This is a genomic window from Kitasatospora sp. NPDC038210 (assembly GCF_055600605.1).
The window spans coordinates 235,405-249,740 of record NZ_JBVJYK010000015.1 but is presented as its reverse complement, the minus strand read 5'-3'; the positions used below and the strand labels follow the sequence as shown (position 1 = coordinate 249,740).

At 74.4% G+C, this 14,336-nt stretch carries 12 protein-coding genes and 1 rRNA gene; 7 read left to right on the top strand and 6 right to left on the bottom strand.

The genetic code is table 11. The features are described 5' to 3' along the window. From rrf to ACZ7KX_RS28875, 3 genes are all read left to right on the top strand, one after another. Positions 1-88, top strand: a 5S ribosomal RNA gene (gene rrf / locus ACZ7KX_RS28885); the annotation flags it as partial. 185 nt (positions 89-273) lie between these two features. Next, a complete protein-coding gene (locus ACZ7KX_RS28880) occupies positions 274-681 on the top strand; it encodes a YciI family protein (protein ID WP_350521743.1) in 408 nt (135 codons plus the stop codon). 8 nt (positions 682-689) lie between these two features. Then, a complete protein-coding gene (locus ACZ7KX_RS28875; RefSeq protein WP_470329006.1) occupies positions 690-1,847 on the top strand; it encodes an RNA polymerase sigma factor in 1,158 nt (385 codons plus the stop codon). Positions 1,848-1,864: 17 nt separating this feature from the next. On the opposite strand, the gene ACZ7KX_RS28870 is transcribed toward ACZ7KX_RS28875, so the two are convergent. The 5 genes from ACZ7KX_RS28870 to ACZ7KX_RS28850 form a co-directional block, all read right to left on the bottom strand. Continuing rightward, a complete protein-coding gene (locus ACZ7KX_RS28870; protein WP_470328999.1) occupies positions 1,865-3,175 on the bottom strand; it encodes a DUF58 domain-containing protein in 1,311 nt (436 codons plus the stop codon). 123 nt (positions 3,176-3,298) lie between these two features. Then, positions 3,299-4,312 (bottom strand): AAA family ATPase, encoded by a 1,014-nt coding sequence (locus tag ACZ7KX_RS28865; protein WP_396550493.1) that lies wholly within the window; start codon positions 4,310-4,312, stop codon positions 3,299-3,301. Then, a complete protein-coding gene (locus ACZ7KX_RS28860) occupies positions 4,309-5,529 on the bottom strand; it encodes a DUF4350 domain-containing protein (RefSeq protein WP_470328998.1) in 1,221 nt (406 codons plus the stop codon). Before ACZ7KX_RS28860 ends, ACZ7KX_RS28865 begins: the two co-directional genes overlap by 4 nt. Continuing rightward, complete coding sequence (locus ACZ7KX_RS28855; RefSeq protein WP_470328997.1) at positions 5,526-6,233, bottom strand: DUF4129 domain-containing protein; 708 nt, start codon at positions 6,231-6,233, stop codon at positions 5,526-5,528. Before ACZ7KX_RS28855 ends, ACZ7KX_RS28860 begins: the two co-directional genes overlap by 4 nt. 5 nt (positions 6,234-6,238) lie before the next feature. Continuing rightward, a complete protein-coding gene (locus ACZ7KX_RS28850; protein WP_470328996.1) occupies positions 6,239-7,408 on the bottom strand; it encodes a DUF7847 domain-containing protein in 1,170 nt (389 codons plus the stop codon). 288 nt (positions 7,409-7,696) lie between these two features. Here ACZ7KX_RS28850 and mtrA point away from each other — a divergent pair, with 288 nt between their 5' ends. Genes mtrA through ACZ7KX_RS28835 form a run of 3 tightly spaced genes read left to right on the top strand, consistent with a single transcriptional unit; the run spans position 7,697 to position 12,348 of the window. Next, the gene (mtrA, locus tag ACZ7KX_RS28845) at positions 7,697-8,374 is read left to right on the top strand and encodes an MtrAB system response regulator MtrA (RefSeq protein ID WP_030061806.1); all 678 of its coding nucleotides are present in this window, start codon (positions 7,697-7,699) and stop codon (positions 8,372-8,374) included. 1 nt (position 8,375) lies between these two features. Then, complete coding sequence (mtrB, locus tag ACZ7KX_RS28840) at positions 8,376-10,481, top strand: MtrAB system histidine kinase MtrB (protein WP_470328995.1); 2,106 nt, start codon at positions 8,376-8,378, stop codon at positions 10,479-10,481. Beyond that, positions 10,456-12,348, top strand: a complete 1,893-nt coding sequence (locus ACZ7KX_RS28835) for an LpqB family beta-propeller domain-containing protein (protein ID WP_470328994.1) — start codon at positions 10,456-10,458, stop codon at positions 12,346-12,348. The genes mtrB and ACZ7KX_RS28835 overlap by 26 nt, the downstream gene beginning before the upstream one ends. A 117-nt stretch (positions 12,349-12,465) precedes the next feature. Here ACZ7KX_RS28835 and ACZ7KX_RS28830 read toward each other — a convergent pair whose 3' ends face one another. Beyond that, positions 12,466-13,188 carry a ComF family protein gene (locus ACZ7KX_RS28830; RefSeq protein ID WP_470328993.1) on the bottom strand — a complete coding sequence of 241 codons (723 nt, stop codon included), beginning with the start codon at positions 13,186-13,188 and terminating at the stop codon, positions 12,466-12,468. A 368-nt stretch (positions 13,189-13,556) separates the two neighbouring features. On the opposite strand from ACZ7KX_RS28830, the gene hpf reads away from it, so the two are divergent. Next, positions 13,557-14,249: a ribosome hibernation-promoting factor, HPF/YfiA family gene (hpf, locus tag ACZ7KX_RS28825; protein ID WP_350521750.1), complete on the top strand. Its 693-nt coding sequence runs from the start codon at positions 13,557-13,559 to the stop codon at positions 14,247-14,249. The last annotated feature ends 87 nt before the right edge of the window (positions 14,250-14,336 follow it).

Genomic DNA, 14,336 nt, shown 5'->3' with positions numbered 1-14,336 from the left:
CGGTTACATTCCGAACCCGGAAGCTAAGCCTCACAGCGCCGATGGTACTGCAGGGGGGACCCTGTGGGAGAGTAGGACGCCGCCGAACAATCATTCCAAAGAACCCCTGATCCACTCGGATCAGGGGTTCTTTGCATTTCCGGACCTGTGCGGGGCCGGACGGAAGCCTCTCGAAAAAATCTTGGTCGGCGATGTCGAGAACCCGTGGTCTGCTCCGTCCCCGGGGTGAGAGCGGCCCACAATGGGTGGCACCAGCATCGAGGGAGAAGCACGATGGCCAAGTACCTGCTGCTCAAGCACTACCGAGGCGCCCCGGACGCGGTGAACTGCGTGCCGATGGACCAGTGGACGCCGGAGGAGATCTCCGCGCACATCCGGTACATGCAGGACTTCGCGGCCCGTCTGGAGAAGACCGGCGAGTTCGTCGACGGCCAGGCGCTCGCCCCCGAGGGGACGTGGGTGCGGTACGACGGCGAGGGCCGGCCGCCGGTCACCGACGGTCCGTTCGCGGAGACCAAGGACCTCATCGCCGGCTGGATGGTGATCGACGTCGACAGTTACGAGCGTGCCGTCGAACTGGCCGGGGAGCTGTCGGCGGCGCCGGGGGCCGGCGGCGAGCCGATCCACGAGTGGTTGGAGCTGCGTCCGTTCCTGGCCGAGCCGCCGACCATCACGGAGTGACCCTCCCGATGAACGAGGCCCTGCTCCGGAGCCTCACACCGAGCGTGCTCGGGATCCTCGTCCGCCGCGGAGCCGACTTCGCGGCGGCCGAGGACGCCGTACAGGAAGCGCTGGTCGAGGCGGTCCGCGTCTGGCCCGATGATCAGCCCCGTGACGCCAAGGGCTGGCTGGTCACGGTGGCCTGGCGCAAGTTCCTCGACGCGGCGCGGTCGGACACCGCTCGACGCCGGCGTGAGGACCTGGTCGACCAGGAGCCGGAGCCGGGGCCCGCGACCGAGGTGGACGACACGCTCCGGCTCTACTTCCTGTGCGCCCACCCGTCGTTGACGCCGTCCTCGGCGGTGGCGCTCACCCTGCGGGCCGTGGGCGGTCTGACCACCCGCCAGATCGCTCAGGCCTACCTGGTGCCCGAGGCGACCATGGCCCAGCGCATCAGCCGGGCGAAGCGCACCGTGTCCGGCGTGCGCTTCGACCAGCCCGGTGACCTCTCCACCGTGCTGCGGGTCCTGTACCTGGTGTTCAACGAGGGCTACTCCGGGGACGTCGACCTCGCTGCCGAGGCCATCCGGCTCACCCGGCAGCTCGCGGCCGCGATCGACCACCCCGAGGTGGCGGGACTGCTGGCCCTGATGCTGCTGCACCACGCCCGGCGGGCCGGCCGGACCGCGCCCGACGGCAGCCTGGTGCCGCTGGCCGAGCAGGACCGGAGCAGGTGGGACACCGGGTTGATCGCCGAGGGCGTCCGGATCCTGCAGGGAGCCCTCGCCCGCGACCGGCTGGGCGAGTTCCAGGCCCAGGCCGCCGTGGCCGCGCTGCACGCCGACGCGCCCACGGCCGGGGAGACGGACTGGGTGCAGATCGTCGAGTGGTACGACGAGCTGGTACGGCTGACGGACAGTCCGGTGGCCCGGCTCAACCGTGCGGTGGCGGTCGGCGAGGCGGACGGTCCGCGGGCCGGGCTGGCGGCGCTCGCGGAGCTCGACGACTCGCTGCCCCGCCACACCGCGGTGGCGGCGTACCTCCACGAGCGCGACGGCGACCCGGGTACGGCGGCACGGCTGTACGTCGAGGCGGCGCACAAGGCGTCCAACCTCGCCGAGCGCGACTTCCTGACGCGTCAGGCGGCCCGGCTCAATGCGGGGTTGAACGCCCGTGGGCCACGCTGAGGGCCTGCCGGGGCGGGTCAGAGGCGGCCGGCCGCCTTCAGTGCCAGGTAGGTGTCGGCCAGGGCCGGGGCGATCCGCGCGGGCGGGGCGTCGAGGACGGTGACGCCGTACCGGGTGAGGCGGTCGGCGGTGGTGCGGCGGTCGGCACGGGTCTGCTCGGCGGCCGCCGCGCCGTAGACCGCCTCGACGGTGCCGCGGCCGGCGGCGAGGACGTCCAGCCGCGGGTCGGCGACGGAGGCCAGGACGACCTCGTGGCGCTTGGTGAGCAGCGGCAGCAACGGGCGCAGGCCGTCCTCGACCGGCGCCGCGTCGAGGCCGGTGAGCAGGACGATCAGCGAGCGGTGCGGCGCCATCTTGAGGGCCGTGGAGACCAGCGAGCGCATGTCGGTCTCGTGCAGTGCGGGCTCCAGGCCGGCCATGGCGTTGGTGAAGGCGGGCAGCACCTCGTGGGCCGAACAACCGGCCACGGCGGCGCGCTTGACGGCGTCGTGGGCGAGCAGGTCGACGCGGTCCCCCGCGCGGGTGGCGAGCGCGGTGAGCAGCAGGGCCGCGTCGAGGGCGGCGTCCAGTCGTGGGGCGTCGCCGACGCGGCCGGCCGAGGTGCGGCCGGTGTCGAGGACGACGAGGATGTGGCGGTCGCGTTCGGGGCGCCAGGTGCGGACGGCGACGGTGTTGCGGCGGGCGCTGGCGCGCCAGTCGATGGAGCGGACGTCGTCGCCGGGCAGGTACTCGCGCAGGGAGTCGAACTCGGTGCCCTGGCCGCGGGTGAGCACCGAGGTGCGGCCGTCGAGTTCGCGCAGGCGGGCGAGCCGGGAGGGCAGGTGCTTGCGGCTGGCGAACGGAGGGAGCGCGCGGACCGTCCAGGGGACCAGGTGGGAGCCCTGGCGGGCGGCGAGGCCGAGCGGGCCGAACGAGCGGACCGTCACCCGGTGGGCGTGGTGGTCGCCGCGGCGGGTCGGGCCGAGCACGGTGACGGTCCGGCGCCGTTCGCCGCCCGGGACGGTGAGGGTGTGCCGGGAGGCGCTCTCGGCGGTGCCGGGGCGCCAGGACGACGGTGCCCAGGCGTCCCGGACCAGGGCGCGGAGGAGGCGCCCGGAGGGGTTGGTGACGGTCAACTCGACCGACGCGGGCTCGCCGAGCCGGACGGTGGTGTCGCCGCCCCGCTCGAACCGCAGGTCGCGGACGGGGGCGGCGAGCACCAGGTCCACCGCGGCGGCGAGCAGGACCACGCCGGTGACCAGCCAGATCCCGGACGTCGACGGCAGCAGCAGGCCCACGACGAGCGCGCCGAGCGCGGCGAGCAGGGCGGTTCGCCCGGTGAGGGCCATGCGGTGCGCTCCTTCGGAGACCCGTCGCCCCGGGGCCCGCGACGGGACGACGGGCGACGGGGCGCGGGCGATGGATCGGGCGGATCCGGCGGGATCGGGAGGGGGGCGGGTGGACCGGTCCGGTCAGCGGGGTGCGGGCGTCTGGGCGAGGACCGCCTGGATGACGGAGTCCGCGGTGACGCCCTCCATCTCGGCCTCGGCGCGCAGCGCGACCCGGTGCCGCAGCGTGGGCAGGGCGAGCGCCTTGACGTCGTCCGGGGTGACGTAGTCGCGGCCGGCCAGCCAGGCCCAGGCCCGCGAGGCGGCGAGCAGGGCGGTGGCGCCGCGCGGGGAGACGCCGATGGACAGCGACGGGGACTGCCGGGTGGCCCGGCAGAGGTCGACGATGTAGGCGAGGACCTCGGGGGACACGGTCAGCTTGGCGATCTGCGCGCGGGCGGCGGCGAGGTGCTCGGGGCCGGCGACCGGACGGACGCCGGCGGCGGCGAGGTCGCGGGGGTCGAAGCCGGCGGCGTGCCGGGCGAGGACCTGGAACTCCTGGTCGCGGTCGGGCAGCGGCAGGACCAGCTTGAGCAGGAAGCGGTCCAGCTGGGCCTCGGGCAGGGGGTAGGTGCCCTCGTACTCGACCGGGTTCTGGGTCGCGGCGACCAGGAACGGGACGGGCAGCGCACGCGGTTCGCCGTCGACCGTGACCTGGCGCTCCTCCATGGCCTCCAGCAGGGCGGCCTGGGTCTTCGGCGGGGTGCGGTTGATCTCGTCGGCGAGCAGCAGGTTGGTGAAGACCGGGCCGGGCTGGAAGGAGAACTCGGCGGTGCGGGCGTCGTAGACGAGCGAACCGGTGACGTCGCCGGGCATCAGGTCGGGGGTGAACTGGATGCGCTTGGTCTCCAGGCTGAGCGCGGTGGAGAGGGTGCGGATCAGCAGGGTCTTGGCGACGCCGGGGACGCCCTCCAGCAGCACGTGGCCGCCGCAGAGGAGCGCGACCACCAGCCCGGTGACGGCGGCGTCCTGGCCGACCACGGCCTTGCCGATCTCGGCGCGCAGGGCGGTCAGCGCGGCCCGCGGGTCGGTGCTGCCGGGGGTGGCGGTCGCCGTGCCGGGAACGGTGCGGAGCTGGGCGGTTGCCTGGTCGGTCACGGGTTCCGTACCTGCCTTTCGAGGGTGTCGAGGTCGTCGGCGAGCCGCAGCAGTGCGGCGTCGTCGGTCGGGGGCGGGCCGTACAGCAGGGCCCGGACGTCCCCGGCGGGCCGGTCGGGGAGCCGGTCGGCCACGGCCGCGCAGAGTGCTTCGGGGTCGGGCGCGCCGGCCCGGAGCGGGACGCCCAGGGCCGGGGCGATGCGGTGGGCGGTGGCGCGGCGCAGGGCCTCGGCGGCGTGGCCGTGGGCCTTGGCGCGCCGGTAGAGGCGGGCCCGGCCCTCGGTGGTCTCGGAGGCGCGGACCACCACGGGCAGGTCCTCGCTGACCACCGGTCCGAGTCGTCGGCCGCGCCAGAGGGCGGCGAGCCCGGCGGCGACGACGAGCTGGTAGTAGGCCCAGTGCCAGCCGCCCGGGATGTAGTCCTCGAAGCTCTTGAAGCCGTTGCCCTCGGCGAGCTGGGCGGAGTAGTCCGGCAGGTGCCAGGTCAGGCGGGGCTGCGAGCCGAGCAGGCCGAGCGCGAGGGCGGCGTCGCCGTCCGCGGCGAGCTTTCCGTTCTGCAGGAAGGCGCCGCTGCCGAGCACGACGACGTCGCCGCCGTCGTCGTTCCGGGTGCCGACCAGGGGGTAGCCGTGGCCGCGCGGGTAGCAGCCCTCGCCGCGGCTGCCGCTGGTGTAGAGCATGCCGCCGAGGTGGGCGCTGCCGGCCCGGGCGGCCTCGATGAGCGAGCAGTCCGCGTCGGTGCTGCGGACGGAGGCGTACGGCAGTCCGCCGTCCTCCTCGGACAGCCGGATGCCGGGTGCGAGCGCGGTGAGGGCGGCCGGGCCCGGGGCGACCAGGACCAGCCGCCGGTGCCGGGCGGCCGCGACGGCGCGCAGCTGGTCGGCGGAGAGCAGGTCGGGCTCGGGCAGCACGAGGGTGTCCGGGCCGGTCGGGTTGCCGGTCGGGTCGGTGGTGAACCCGGCCGTGACCCCCTGGCGTTCGAGGAGGGCGACGACGGCGTGGGCGCCGTCGGCGTCGTACGAGCGCGGGTCGAGCGGCGGGTAGAGGTGGTCCCGGCCGAGGGAGGTCACGAGGAGGGCGCCGATCAGCAGGGCGCCGAGGAAGGCCAGGTACCAGCGGGCGCGGCGCCACAGGCCGCGCCCGGTGGGGGCGAGGCTGGTCGGGGCGGCGCCGGGGGGCGCCCCGGCCACCGGCGGGGCGGGGACGGTGGCGGTCATGCCGTTCCTCCCGGGGCCTGGTTCGGCACGGGGGCCGGGACGGCCGGCGGGCCCGGTGCGAGGACGGGACGGGAGCGCTCCAGCGTCCGGTCCAGCTCGTGCAGCAGCCGGTACGCGGCCTGGTCGGCGGTGCGCTCGCCGTACGCGATGTCGTCGAAGGTCCGGGCGGCCGCGGACAGGGCGGCGGCGTGCTCGGGCAGCGCCCGGCCGGCCTCGGCGGCGGCCTCGTCGGCGGTGCGGCCGGGGCGGGGGTCGAGCAGGGTCCGCTCCTCCAGGCCCCGTACGAGGGCGCGCATCTGTTCGCGGACGGCCTCGGTCCAGCGCCCGGCGGCGGCGTGCCCGGCGGCGTCCGCCCGGTACTGCGCGGCGCTGCGCGGGCCCTCGACGCCGTAGACGTCCCCGAGGGTGCGGGCGGCGCGTCGGGGTGCGCCGAGGCGCCACCACAGTGCGGCGCCGATCAGCACCGCGACGATCAGGAAGAGCACGAGGCCGGTGGTGCCGTCGGTGCCGTCGCCGGAGATGCTGCCGAGCGCGCCGGAGATGTGGTCCCAGAACCAGTCCGTCACCCGTTGCAGGACCGACGGGTCGTGCTTGTGGTACTCGGCGTCGAGCAGCTCGTCCCGGGCGGCGTCGCGCGCGGGATCGCGCGGGACGGTGACCGGGGCGCCGCCCGCGGCGAGGAGCCTGTCCCCCCAGGTAGGCATCCGGTTCAGCGCCCCGCCGGGGTCTGGTCGGCCTGTCCGCCCCAGCCGGTGCCGCCGTACTCGGGCAGGCCGGCGGCGCGGGCGAGCTCGATGTCCAGGGCCTCCCGGCGGATCCGCTGGTCGACGTAGAGCAGGACGCCGACGGCGGCCATGAAGGGGGTGGTGAGGGTGCCGGCGATGATCCCGGCGACCGCCATGAGGGCCACCATGCCGGCGCCCTGCTGGGCGGCGTCGGTCAGGCCCCGGCCGCCGAGACTGTCGAGGCCCAGCAGTACGCCGAGGACGCGGAACGGGACGGCGATGACGACCGCGACGACCATCGACAGCACCTTGCTGACCAGCGTGATGCCGAGGATCCGCCACCAGGAGCCGCGGACCAGGCGCCGCGAGCGCGACAGCGCGGCGGTCACGCCCTGCTTCTCCAGCATCAGCGCGGGGGCGGCGAGGCTGTAGCGGATCCACAGCCAGGCGGCCACCGGCAGGGCCAGCAGGCCGACCAGGGACAGCAGCGCGGTGGTCGCGGGCTCGTCGGCGCCGCCGGCGGTGTAACCGAACATGGGGGCGAAGCCGAGCAGGGCCACACCGGGGCCCATCAGGGCGGTGAGCAGGGTGAGCCCGAGCAGCTGCAGGAGCCGCGGCCGGGCGTCGCGCCAGGCCTCGCCGGCGGTCACGGAGCGGCCGAGCACGGCGCGGCTGACGACGATGGTGAGCAGTGCGGCGGCGAGCACGTCGAGCAGCAGCTGCAGCGGCAGGGCGGCCACCAGCCGCAGGGCCTGGGTGGCGGTGCCGGTCTTGCCCTTGACCAGCAGGTCGACCAGGACGGTGCCGCCCTGGGCGATCACCGCCATGCCGAGCGAGAGGGCGAGTACCGTCCGCCACTGCCGGCGGACGGTGCTGACGGCGCCGTCGAGCAGTTCGCCCATGCCGAGGGGGCGCAGCGGGATGACGCCGGGCTTGGGGCTCTGCGGCGCGCCCCAGCCGTACGGCTGCCGGCTGCCGGGGGGCTGTCCCCACTGCGGGCGGGCCTGCTCGCCCGGGTGGGCGTTCCGGCCGGGGGTGGCCTGCGGTGGTGCCGACGGCCCGGGCACGGCGGCGGGCGCGTCGACCGGGGGCCGGACGCCGTCGCGGGGTGGCTCGGACGAGCCGGGCGAGGCCCAGCCCGGGGTGTCGGTCATCACTGCTCCTCGGAGGGGCGTCGTGGGCGCGACTCCGGATGGATCTTCCACCCGCGCGCAGCGCCAATCGTGCCATGGGGTGGTAGCAGGCCCCATGGGGATCCGGTTGCTGATCGGCAACGGGTGGCCGCGGTGGCGCGGGCGGCGGGCCGCGGACGGTTCGGAGGTGCTCCACCGGGGGTCATTCGCCCGGTATGGCCGGAATTCACCGGCAGCGGGAGTTGGCCGTTCTGGAGCAATGACACTGCTGTGCGGCAGGTCACAATCCGGTAATGAGAAGATGGACGCATGAAGGGACGCGTCCTCGTCGTTGATGACGACTCCGCACTGGCCGAGATGCTCGGCATCGTGCTGCGTGGTGAGGGTTTTGAGCCGTTTTTCGTCGCCGACGGGGACAAGGCGCTAGCCGCGTTCCGGGAGACCAAGCCCGACCTGGTCCTGCTCGACCTGATGCTGCCCGGTCGGGACGGCATCGACGTGTGTCGGCAGATCCGGGCCGAGTCCGGTATCCCGATCGTCATGCTGACCGCCAAGACCGACACGGTCGACGTCGTGGTGGGCCTGGAGTCGGGCGCCGACGACTACGTCACCAAGCCGTTCAAGCCCAAGGAGCTGGTGGCCCGGGTGCGCGCCCGGCTGCGCCGCGCCGAGGAGCCGACGCCCGAGCAGCTGACCATCGGCGACCTGGTGATCGACGTGGCCGGTCACTCCGTGAAGCGGGACGGCCGGGGCATCCCGCTGACCCCGCTGGAGTTCGACCTGCTGGTCGCGCTGGCCCGCAAGCCCTGGCAGGTGTTCACCCGCGAGGTGCTGCTGGAGCAGGTCTGGGGCTACCGCCACGCAGCGGACACCCGCCTGGTCAACGTCCACGTGCAGCGCCTCCGCTCCAAGATCGAGAAGGACCCGGAGCGCCCCGAGATCGTGGTGACCGTCCGCGGCGTCGGCTACAAGGCCGGACCCAGCTGACGTGACGGACCGGGCTGACGAGACCCCGTCGGGTACCGCGACCGACGGGGCCGGGGCCGTGCGCGGGGACGTGCTGAGTTCGACCACCCGCCGCCGACGCGGCCCGTCCGGCCTGGTCGGGCTGGTGAAGCGTCAGCTGCGCCGTCCCGCCCACCGGGTGACCGCGCTGTACCGGCGGTCGATCCAGCTGCGGGTGGTCGCGGTGTCCCTGCTGGCCTCCATCGCGGTGGTCCTGGTGCTGGGCGTGGTCGTGGTGGCGCAGGTGCGCACCGGCCTGCTCGACACCAAGATGGACGCCGCGCGGGCGCAGGCGAGGATCGGCTTCCAGGTCGAGCAGAAGAAGATCGACGAGGCCAGGGACCAGAAGCTGCGGGGCACCGCCGACCCGACCGTCGACGAGACCGGCACCTGGCTGCTGCGGCAGGTCAACGACCTGGCCGGGAGCGGGCAGACCGTCTACTCGGTGATCGCGATGGCACCCGGCACCGGCGCCGTCGTCCCGGACACCGGGGGCTTCGCGCCGCGCTACTCGGGCGACATCCAGCCCAGCAGCATCCCGGACACCCTGCGGGCCAAGCTCATGTCCGAGCCCGGCCAGATGTTCGACCAGCCGACCCGGATCCACCGCGCGCCCGAGAGCAGCGTGAAGTCCGAGCCCGGGCTGGCCCTCGGCATGCAGTTCGTCGGCCCGGCCGGGAACAGCTACCAGATGTTCTACGTGTTCTCCTTCGGCCAGGAGACCGACACCCTCAACCTGGTCACCGGCACGCTGGCCACCGCCGGCGTGTTCGTGGTGATCCTCATGGGCGGCATCGCCTGGGTCGTGGTGCGCCAGGTGGTCACCCCGGTCCGGATGGCCGCCGGGATCTCCGAGCGGCTCGCCGACGGGCACCTGGAAGAGCGGATGAAGGTGACCGGGACGGACGACATCGCCCGCCTCGGGGAGTCGTTCAACCGGATGGCCAACGCGCTGCAGGCGCAGATCCGCCAGCTGGAGGAGCTGTCCCGGGTGCAGCGGCGGTTCGTCTCGGACGTCTCGCACGAGCTGCGCACCCCGCTGACCACGGTGCGGATGGCCGCGGACCTCATCTACGACAGCCGCGAGGACCTGGACCCGATGGCGGCCCGCTCCGCGGAGCTGCTGCAGGGCCAGCTGGACCGCTTCGAGTCGCTGCTCGCCGACCTGCTGGAGATCAGCCGCTTCGACGCCGGCGCCGCCATCCTGGACGCCGAGCCGGTCGACCTGCGGGAGATCGTCGGCCGGGTGGTCGAGGCCGCCGAGCCGCTGGCCGAGGCCAAGGGCAGCGCGGTGGTGATCCGCGGCGACGGCGAGCCGGTGCTGGCCGAGGTGGACTCCCGCCGGATCGAGCGCATCCTGCGCAACCTGGTGGTCAACGCGCTGGAGCACGGCGAGGGCCGCGACGTGGTGGTCCGGCTGGGCTCGGCGGACGGCGCGGTCGCGGTCGGCGTGCGCGACTACGGCATCGGCCTCAAGCCGGGCGAGGCGTCCCGGGTGTTCCACCGCTTCTGGCGGGCCGACCCGTCCCGGGTGCGGACCACCGGTGGCACCGGCCTCGGCCTGTCCATCGCGGTCGAGGACGCCCACCTGCACGGCGGCTGGCTCCAGGCCTGGGGCGAGCCCGGTGGCGGGTCGCACTTCCGGCTCACCCTGCCGCGCACCCGCGGCGGCGAGATCTCCCGGGCGCCGTTCCGCCTCGAACCGGAGGACTCCCGCAACAACCGGGGCCTGGGTACGTACGGCATGCCGTACCGCCGGGCGATCAGCCCGGTCGGCTCGACGGCGATGGCCGTCGCCGAGGATCCCGCGGAGGCGCCGGACGGCAGCGGAGCCGGCTTCGGCAGCGGGCTCGGCGGGGTGCTGAACATCGGCCCCGGCCTCGGTCGGAGCCGGATGCCCGAGGGCCCGCGCTCGGACCCCTCGGACGTGCGGACGGCGGGCGCGGGTTACGGGGCGACCGGCGCCCAGGTCATGGTGGACCCGACGCCCGGACGGCCGTCGGTGGCACAGCGGACGGCGGAGCCGGACGTGACGGGTGGGACGGACGTGGAGGGGTCGCAGCGTGCGAGGGACGAGCAACAGGACTGAGCCGCGGCTCCTCGCGGTGGCCGGCGCGCTGCTCGCCCTGACGGCGAGCGGCTGCGCGGCCATGCCCGACTCCGGCGGCATCACCAAGGTGGAGCTGAACCAGGGCTCGGCGGACAAGAACCTGCAGGCCAGGGTCTACCCGGTGGCGCCCGGCAAGGGCGCCAAGCCGCGCGAGCTGCTGACCGGGTTCCTGGACGCGGTGACCGCCGACGAGGGGTACGAGACCGCGCGCAAGTACCTCACCGAGAGCGCCGCCGCGGCCTGGAAGCCGGAGGCGGGGATCCGGGTGCTCTCGTCCACGACCATCCCCGGTGGCCAGGACGTCGTCGACGCCGACTCCCAGGCCACGGTGACGGTGAGCGGGCAGCTGGTCGCCAGCGTCGACGAGAGGCGCTCGTACCTGCAGGTGGCCGGGCAGAACAACAACGTCTCCTCCGACTTCACCTTCGTCCGGGAGAAGGACGGCGAGTGGCGGATCGACAAGCTGCCGCCCGGCGTGATCATGAACGAGACCAACTTCCGGAACAGCTTCCGGCAGGTCGAGCGGTTCTTCTACACCGCGCCGGACCCGTCCGCGGTGGCCTCCGGCAACGTCGGCCAGGAGGTGCTGGTCGCCGACCCGATCTACCTGCGGCGCCGAATAGACCCGCTGACCACGGCCGCCCAGGCGCTGGCCGACGGGCCCTCGACCTGGCTCTCGCCGGTGGTCCGGACGGCCTTCCCGAACGGTGCCAGGGTCGACCGGGTGACCATCGACGACAGCCGGATCGCCCACGTGCAGCTCGGCGCGGTGGACGTCAGCGAGCCGATGGCGTGCCGGCGGATGGCGACCCAGCTCTTCTACACCCTCGCCGACCAGGGCAAGGGCCAGGTCGAGCGGCTGGAACTGAAGGGGCAGCGCGGCTCCTGCACCGCCAGCCGCACCGACGTGCCGGCCACCGGCCCCGGCGCGCTGGCCGGGCCGACGCCCACGACGCAGTACTACCAGCGTGCCGACGGCGCCCTGGTGTCGACCGACGAGGGCCGACCCGGGGACCCGGTCCACGGAATCCTCGGCCGACCGCAGTCGAACACCAAGCCAGCGCTGGGCGCCATCGCGGTCAGCCGGAGCGGCTCCCAGGCCGCCGCGATCAGCGAGGACGGCCACCAGGTCTACTCGGTGCCGCTGACGGACGCCGCGGTGGGCCTCGGCGACCCGGTGCTCACCTCGCAGGCGAAGTCCGGCGACAAGGAGGACGGCTTCGCCTCGCCCAGCTGGGACGGCCGCAGCGACCTCTGGGTGGTGGACCGCAACCAGCAGGGGCAGCGGGTGGTGATGGTGCGCGGCAACAAGTCGTACACCGTTCCGGTCGAGGGCCTGACCGGGCAGACCGTGCAGTCGCTGAAGATCTCCTCGGACGGTGTCCGGGTGGCCCTGGTGGTCAAGACCCCGGGCGTGGCCATCCGCTCGCTGATGTTCGGCCTGGTGGTGCACGGAGGCACCCCGCAGGCGCCGACGGTGAAGATCACCGGGCTGCGCCGGGCGGCCCCCACGCTCACCGACGTCGCCTCGGTGTCCTGGGCGGAGACCGACCAGCTGCTGGTGCTGGGCAAGGAAGCCGACCGGACCCAGCAGCTCTACTTCATCAGCACCGACGGGTCGCAGAGCACGGACACCCAGCTGCAGAGCGCCGAGAGCATGATGACCGTCGCGGCCTCGGAGTCCCGGGGCGACCGCCTGACCCAGGCGCCGCCGGTGCTCGCGATGGCGGAGGTCAAGCAGCCGGACGGCAAGCCGAGCGAGCTCAAGGCCTACCGCCTCGTCAACAACCAGTGGCGGGAGGCCCCGCTGATCGACAAGCCGCGGTCCTTCTTCTACGCGGGCTGACGACGGGTCCGGACCCGGGCTGACGCCGCGTCCGCGCGGGCCGACACGCCGTCCGGGCCGGTCCGGCGCGCCGTTCGTACGGGCTGACGCCCCCGCGGCCTCCGCCCGGCCCGCCCGTCACCCCGCCGGGTGCACCTCGGTCGCGGCGACCGTGGCGGCGGCCCGGGCCGGCAGGCCGGCGTCGGCCAGCGCCCGGGCGGCCTCGGCGAGGCTCGCCCCGGTGGTCACCAGGTCGTCCACCAGGACGGGGTGACGCCCCGCCAGGCCCGACCGCGCGCGCGGCAGCACGGTGAGCGCGCCGTGCAGGTTGCGGCGGCGCTCCGCCGCGTTCAGCCCGGTCTGGTCGGCGACCGGTCGGGCGTGACGCAGCATCGACGCGGCCCGGGCGTCCAGGCCGGCCCGGCGCAGCGAGCGGGCGGCGGCCCCGGCCAGCCGCAGCGTCGGGTCGTGCCCGCGGGCGCGGACGGCCGCGCGGGTCGAGGGCATCGGCACCAGGAGCAGCGGCGCGGTACCGGCCCGCGGCCCCAGTGCGGACCGCACCGCCCGGCCGAGGGCCTCGCCGAGCGGACCGGCCAGCCGCAGGGCGCCCCGCTCCTTGTGCGCGAGCAGCAACTGCCGGACCGGGTCGGCGTACGGGGCAGCGGCGTGCGCCCAGGGCAGCAGGGTCGGGCCGGGCCGCGCGGTGGCGAGGATCCGGCGGCAGACCGGGCAGAGCTGGGTGCGTTCGCTGCCGCAGCCGGCGCAGTTCGCGGGGAGCAGGACGTCCAGCAGCCCGGCCAGTGCGTGGCCGAACGGTCCGTGTGCGGACGGTGGACGGATGGAGGGGGGATGCGGCGGCACGGGTGCTCCTGGCGGCGGCAGGCACGGGGAGTGAGCAAAGGATGCGCCGTATGGGGGTCGTTGTCCAGGTATTTACCCATACTTCACCCTGGGGAGGGTAGACAGGGTGCAACAGCTTGACCGCCCGATCGCAGTATCGGGTCATACCCCCCTTCCCGCCCGGGGAGGCGAAAACCCCGCGTGAGGTGTTCGATAAGGCACCAGGGGGGTTTCAACCGTCCCTGGTGGGGAGGAAGTGAGGTGAGGGCCAGTCGTTTCCCGCCGCTGGCGGGGGCGGGGGGCCGGCAGTGGATGGGCTGGTCCAGCTGGGTCTCAGTCCGATCCGGTAGCACCCGGATCGGCGTCAGCACGAGGGATCGGAGTTCTGCGTGGACATCGTCGTCAAGGGCCGCAAGACCGAGGTGCCCAAGAGGTTCCGCGAGCACGTGGCCGAGAAGCTGGAGAAGGTCCAGAAGTTCGACGGCAAGGTGATCAGCCTCGACGTCGAGGTGTCCAAGGAGCACAACCCGCGGCAGGCCGACCGGTCGGAGCGGGTGGAGATCACCCTCCGTACCCGTGGGCCGGTGATCCGGGCCGAAGCCGCCGCCGGTGACCCGTACGCGGCGCTCGACCTGGCTTCGGCGAAGCTCGACGCGCAGCTGCGCAAGTCCGCAGACCGGCGCCGGGTGCACAAGGGCGGCGCGAACGGCCGCACCCCCATCAGCGTCGCCGAGGCGACCGCGGCCCTGGCCGCGCTGCCGGAGCCGTCGCTGGAGGGCGGCACGAACGGCGCCGTCCGCAAGACCATGATGGGATCCCTGGAGGTGGAGGGCGAAGGCCCGCTGGTGGTCCGGGAGAAGACGCACCCGGCCGCCCCCATGGCGCTGGACCAGGCGCTCTACGAGATGGAGCTGGTCGGCCACGACTTCTACCTCTTCGTGGAGAAGGACAGCGGCCTGCCCAGCGTCGTCTACCGCCGGCACGGCTACAACTACGGTGTCATCCACCTGCAGACGGACCTGCAGGCCGGGCCGGGCAGTGGCGCGGGCGGCGCGATCGGCGGGGCCGACGACGAGGACTGACCGTCCGAACAGCGATGGAGGGGTGACCCCGGTGGCCGCGGCCGCCGGGGTCACCGGCGTTCGGGGGCCGGATGGTTCGACCGCGGT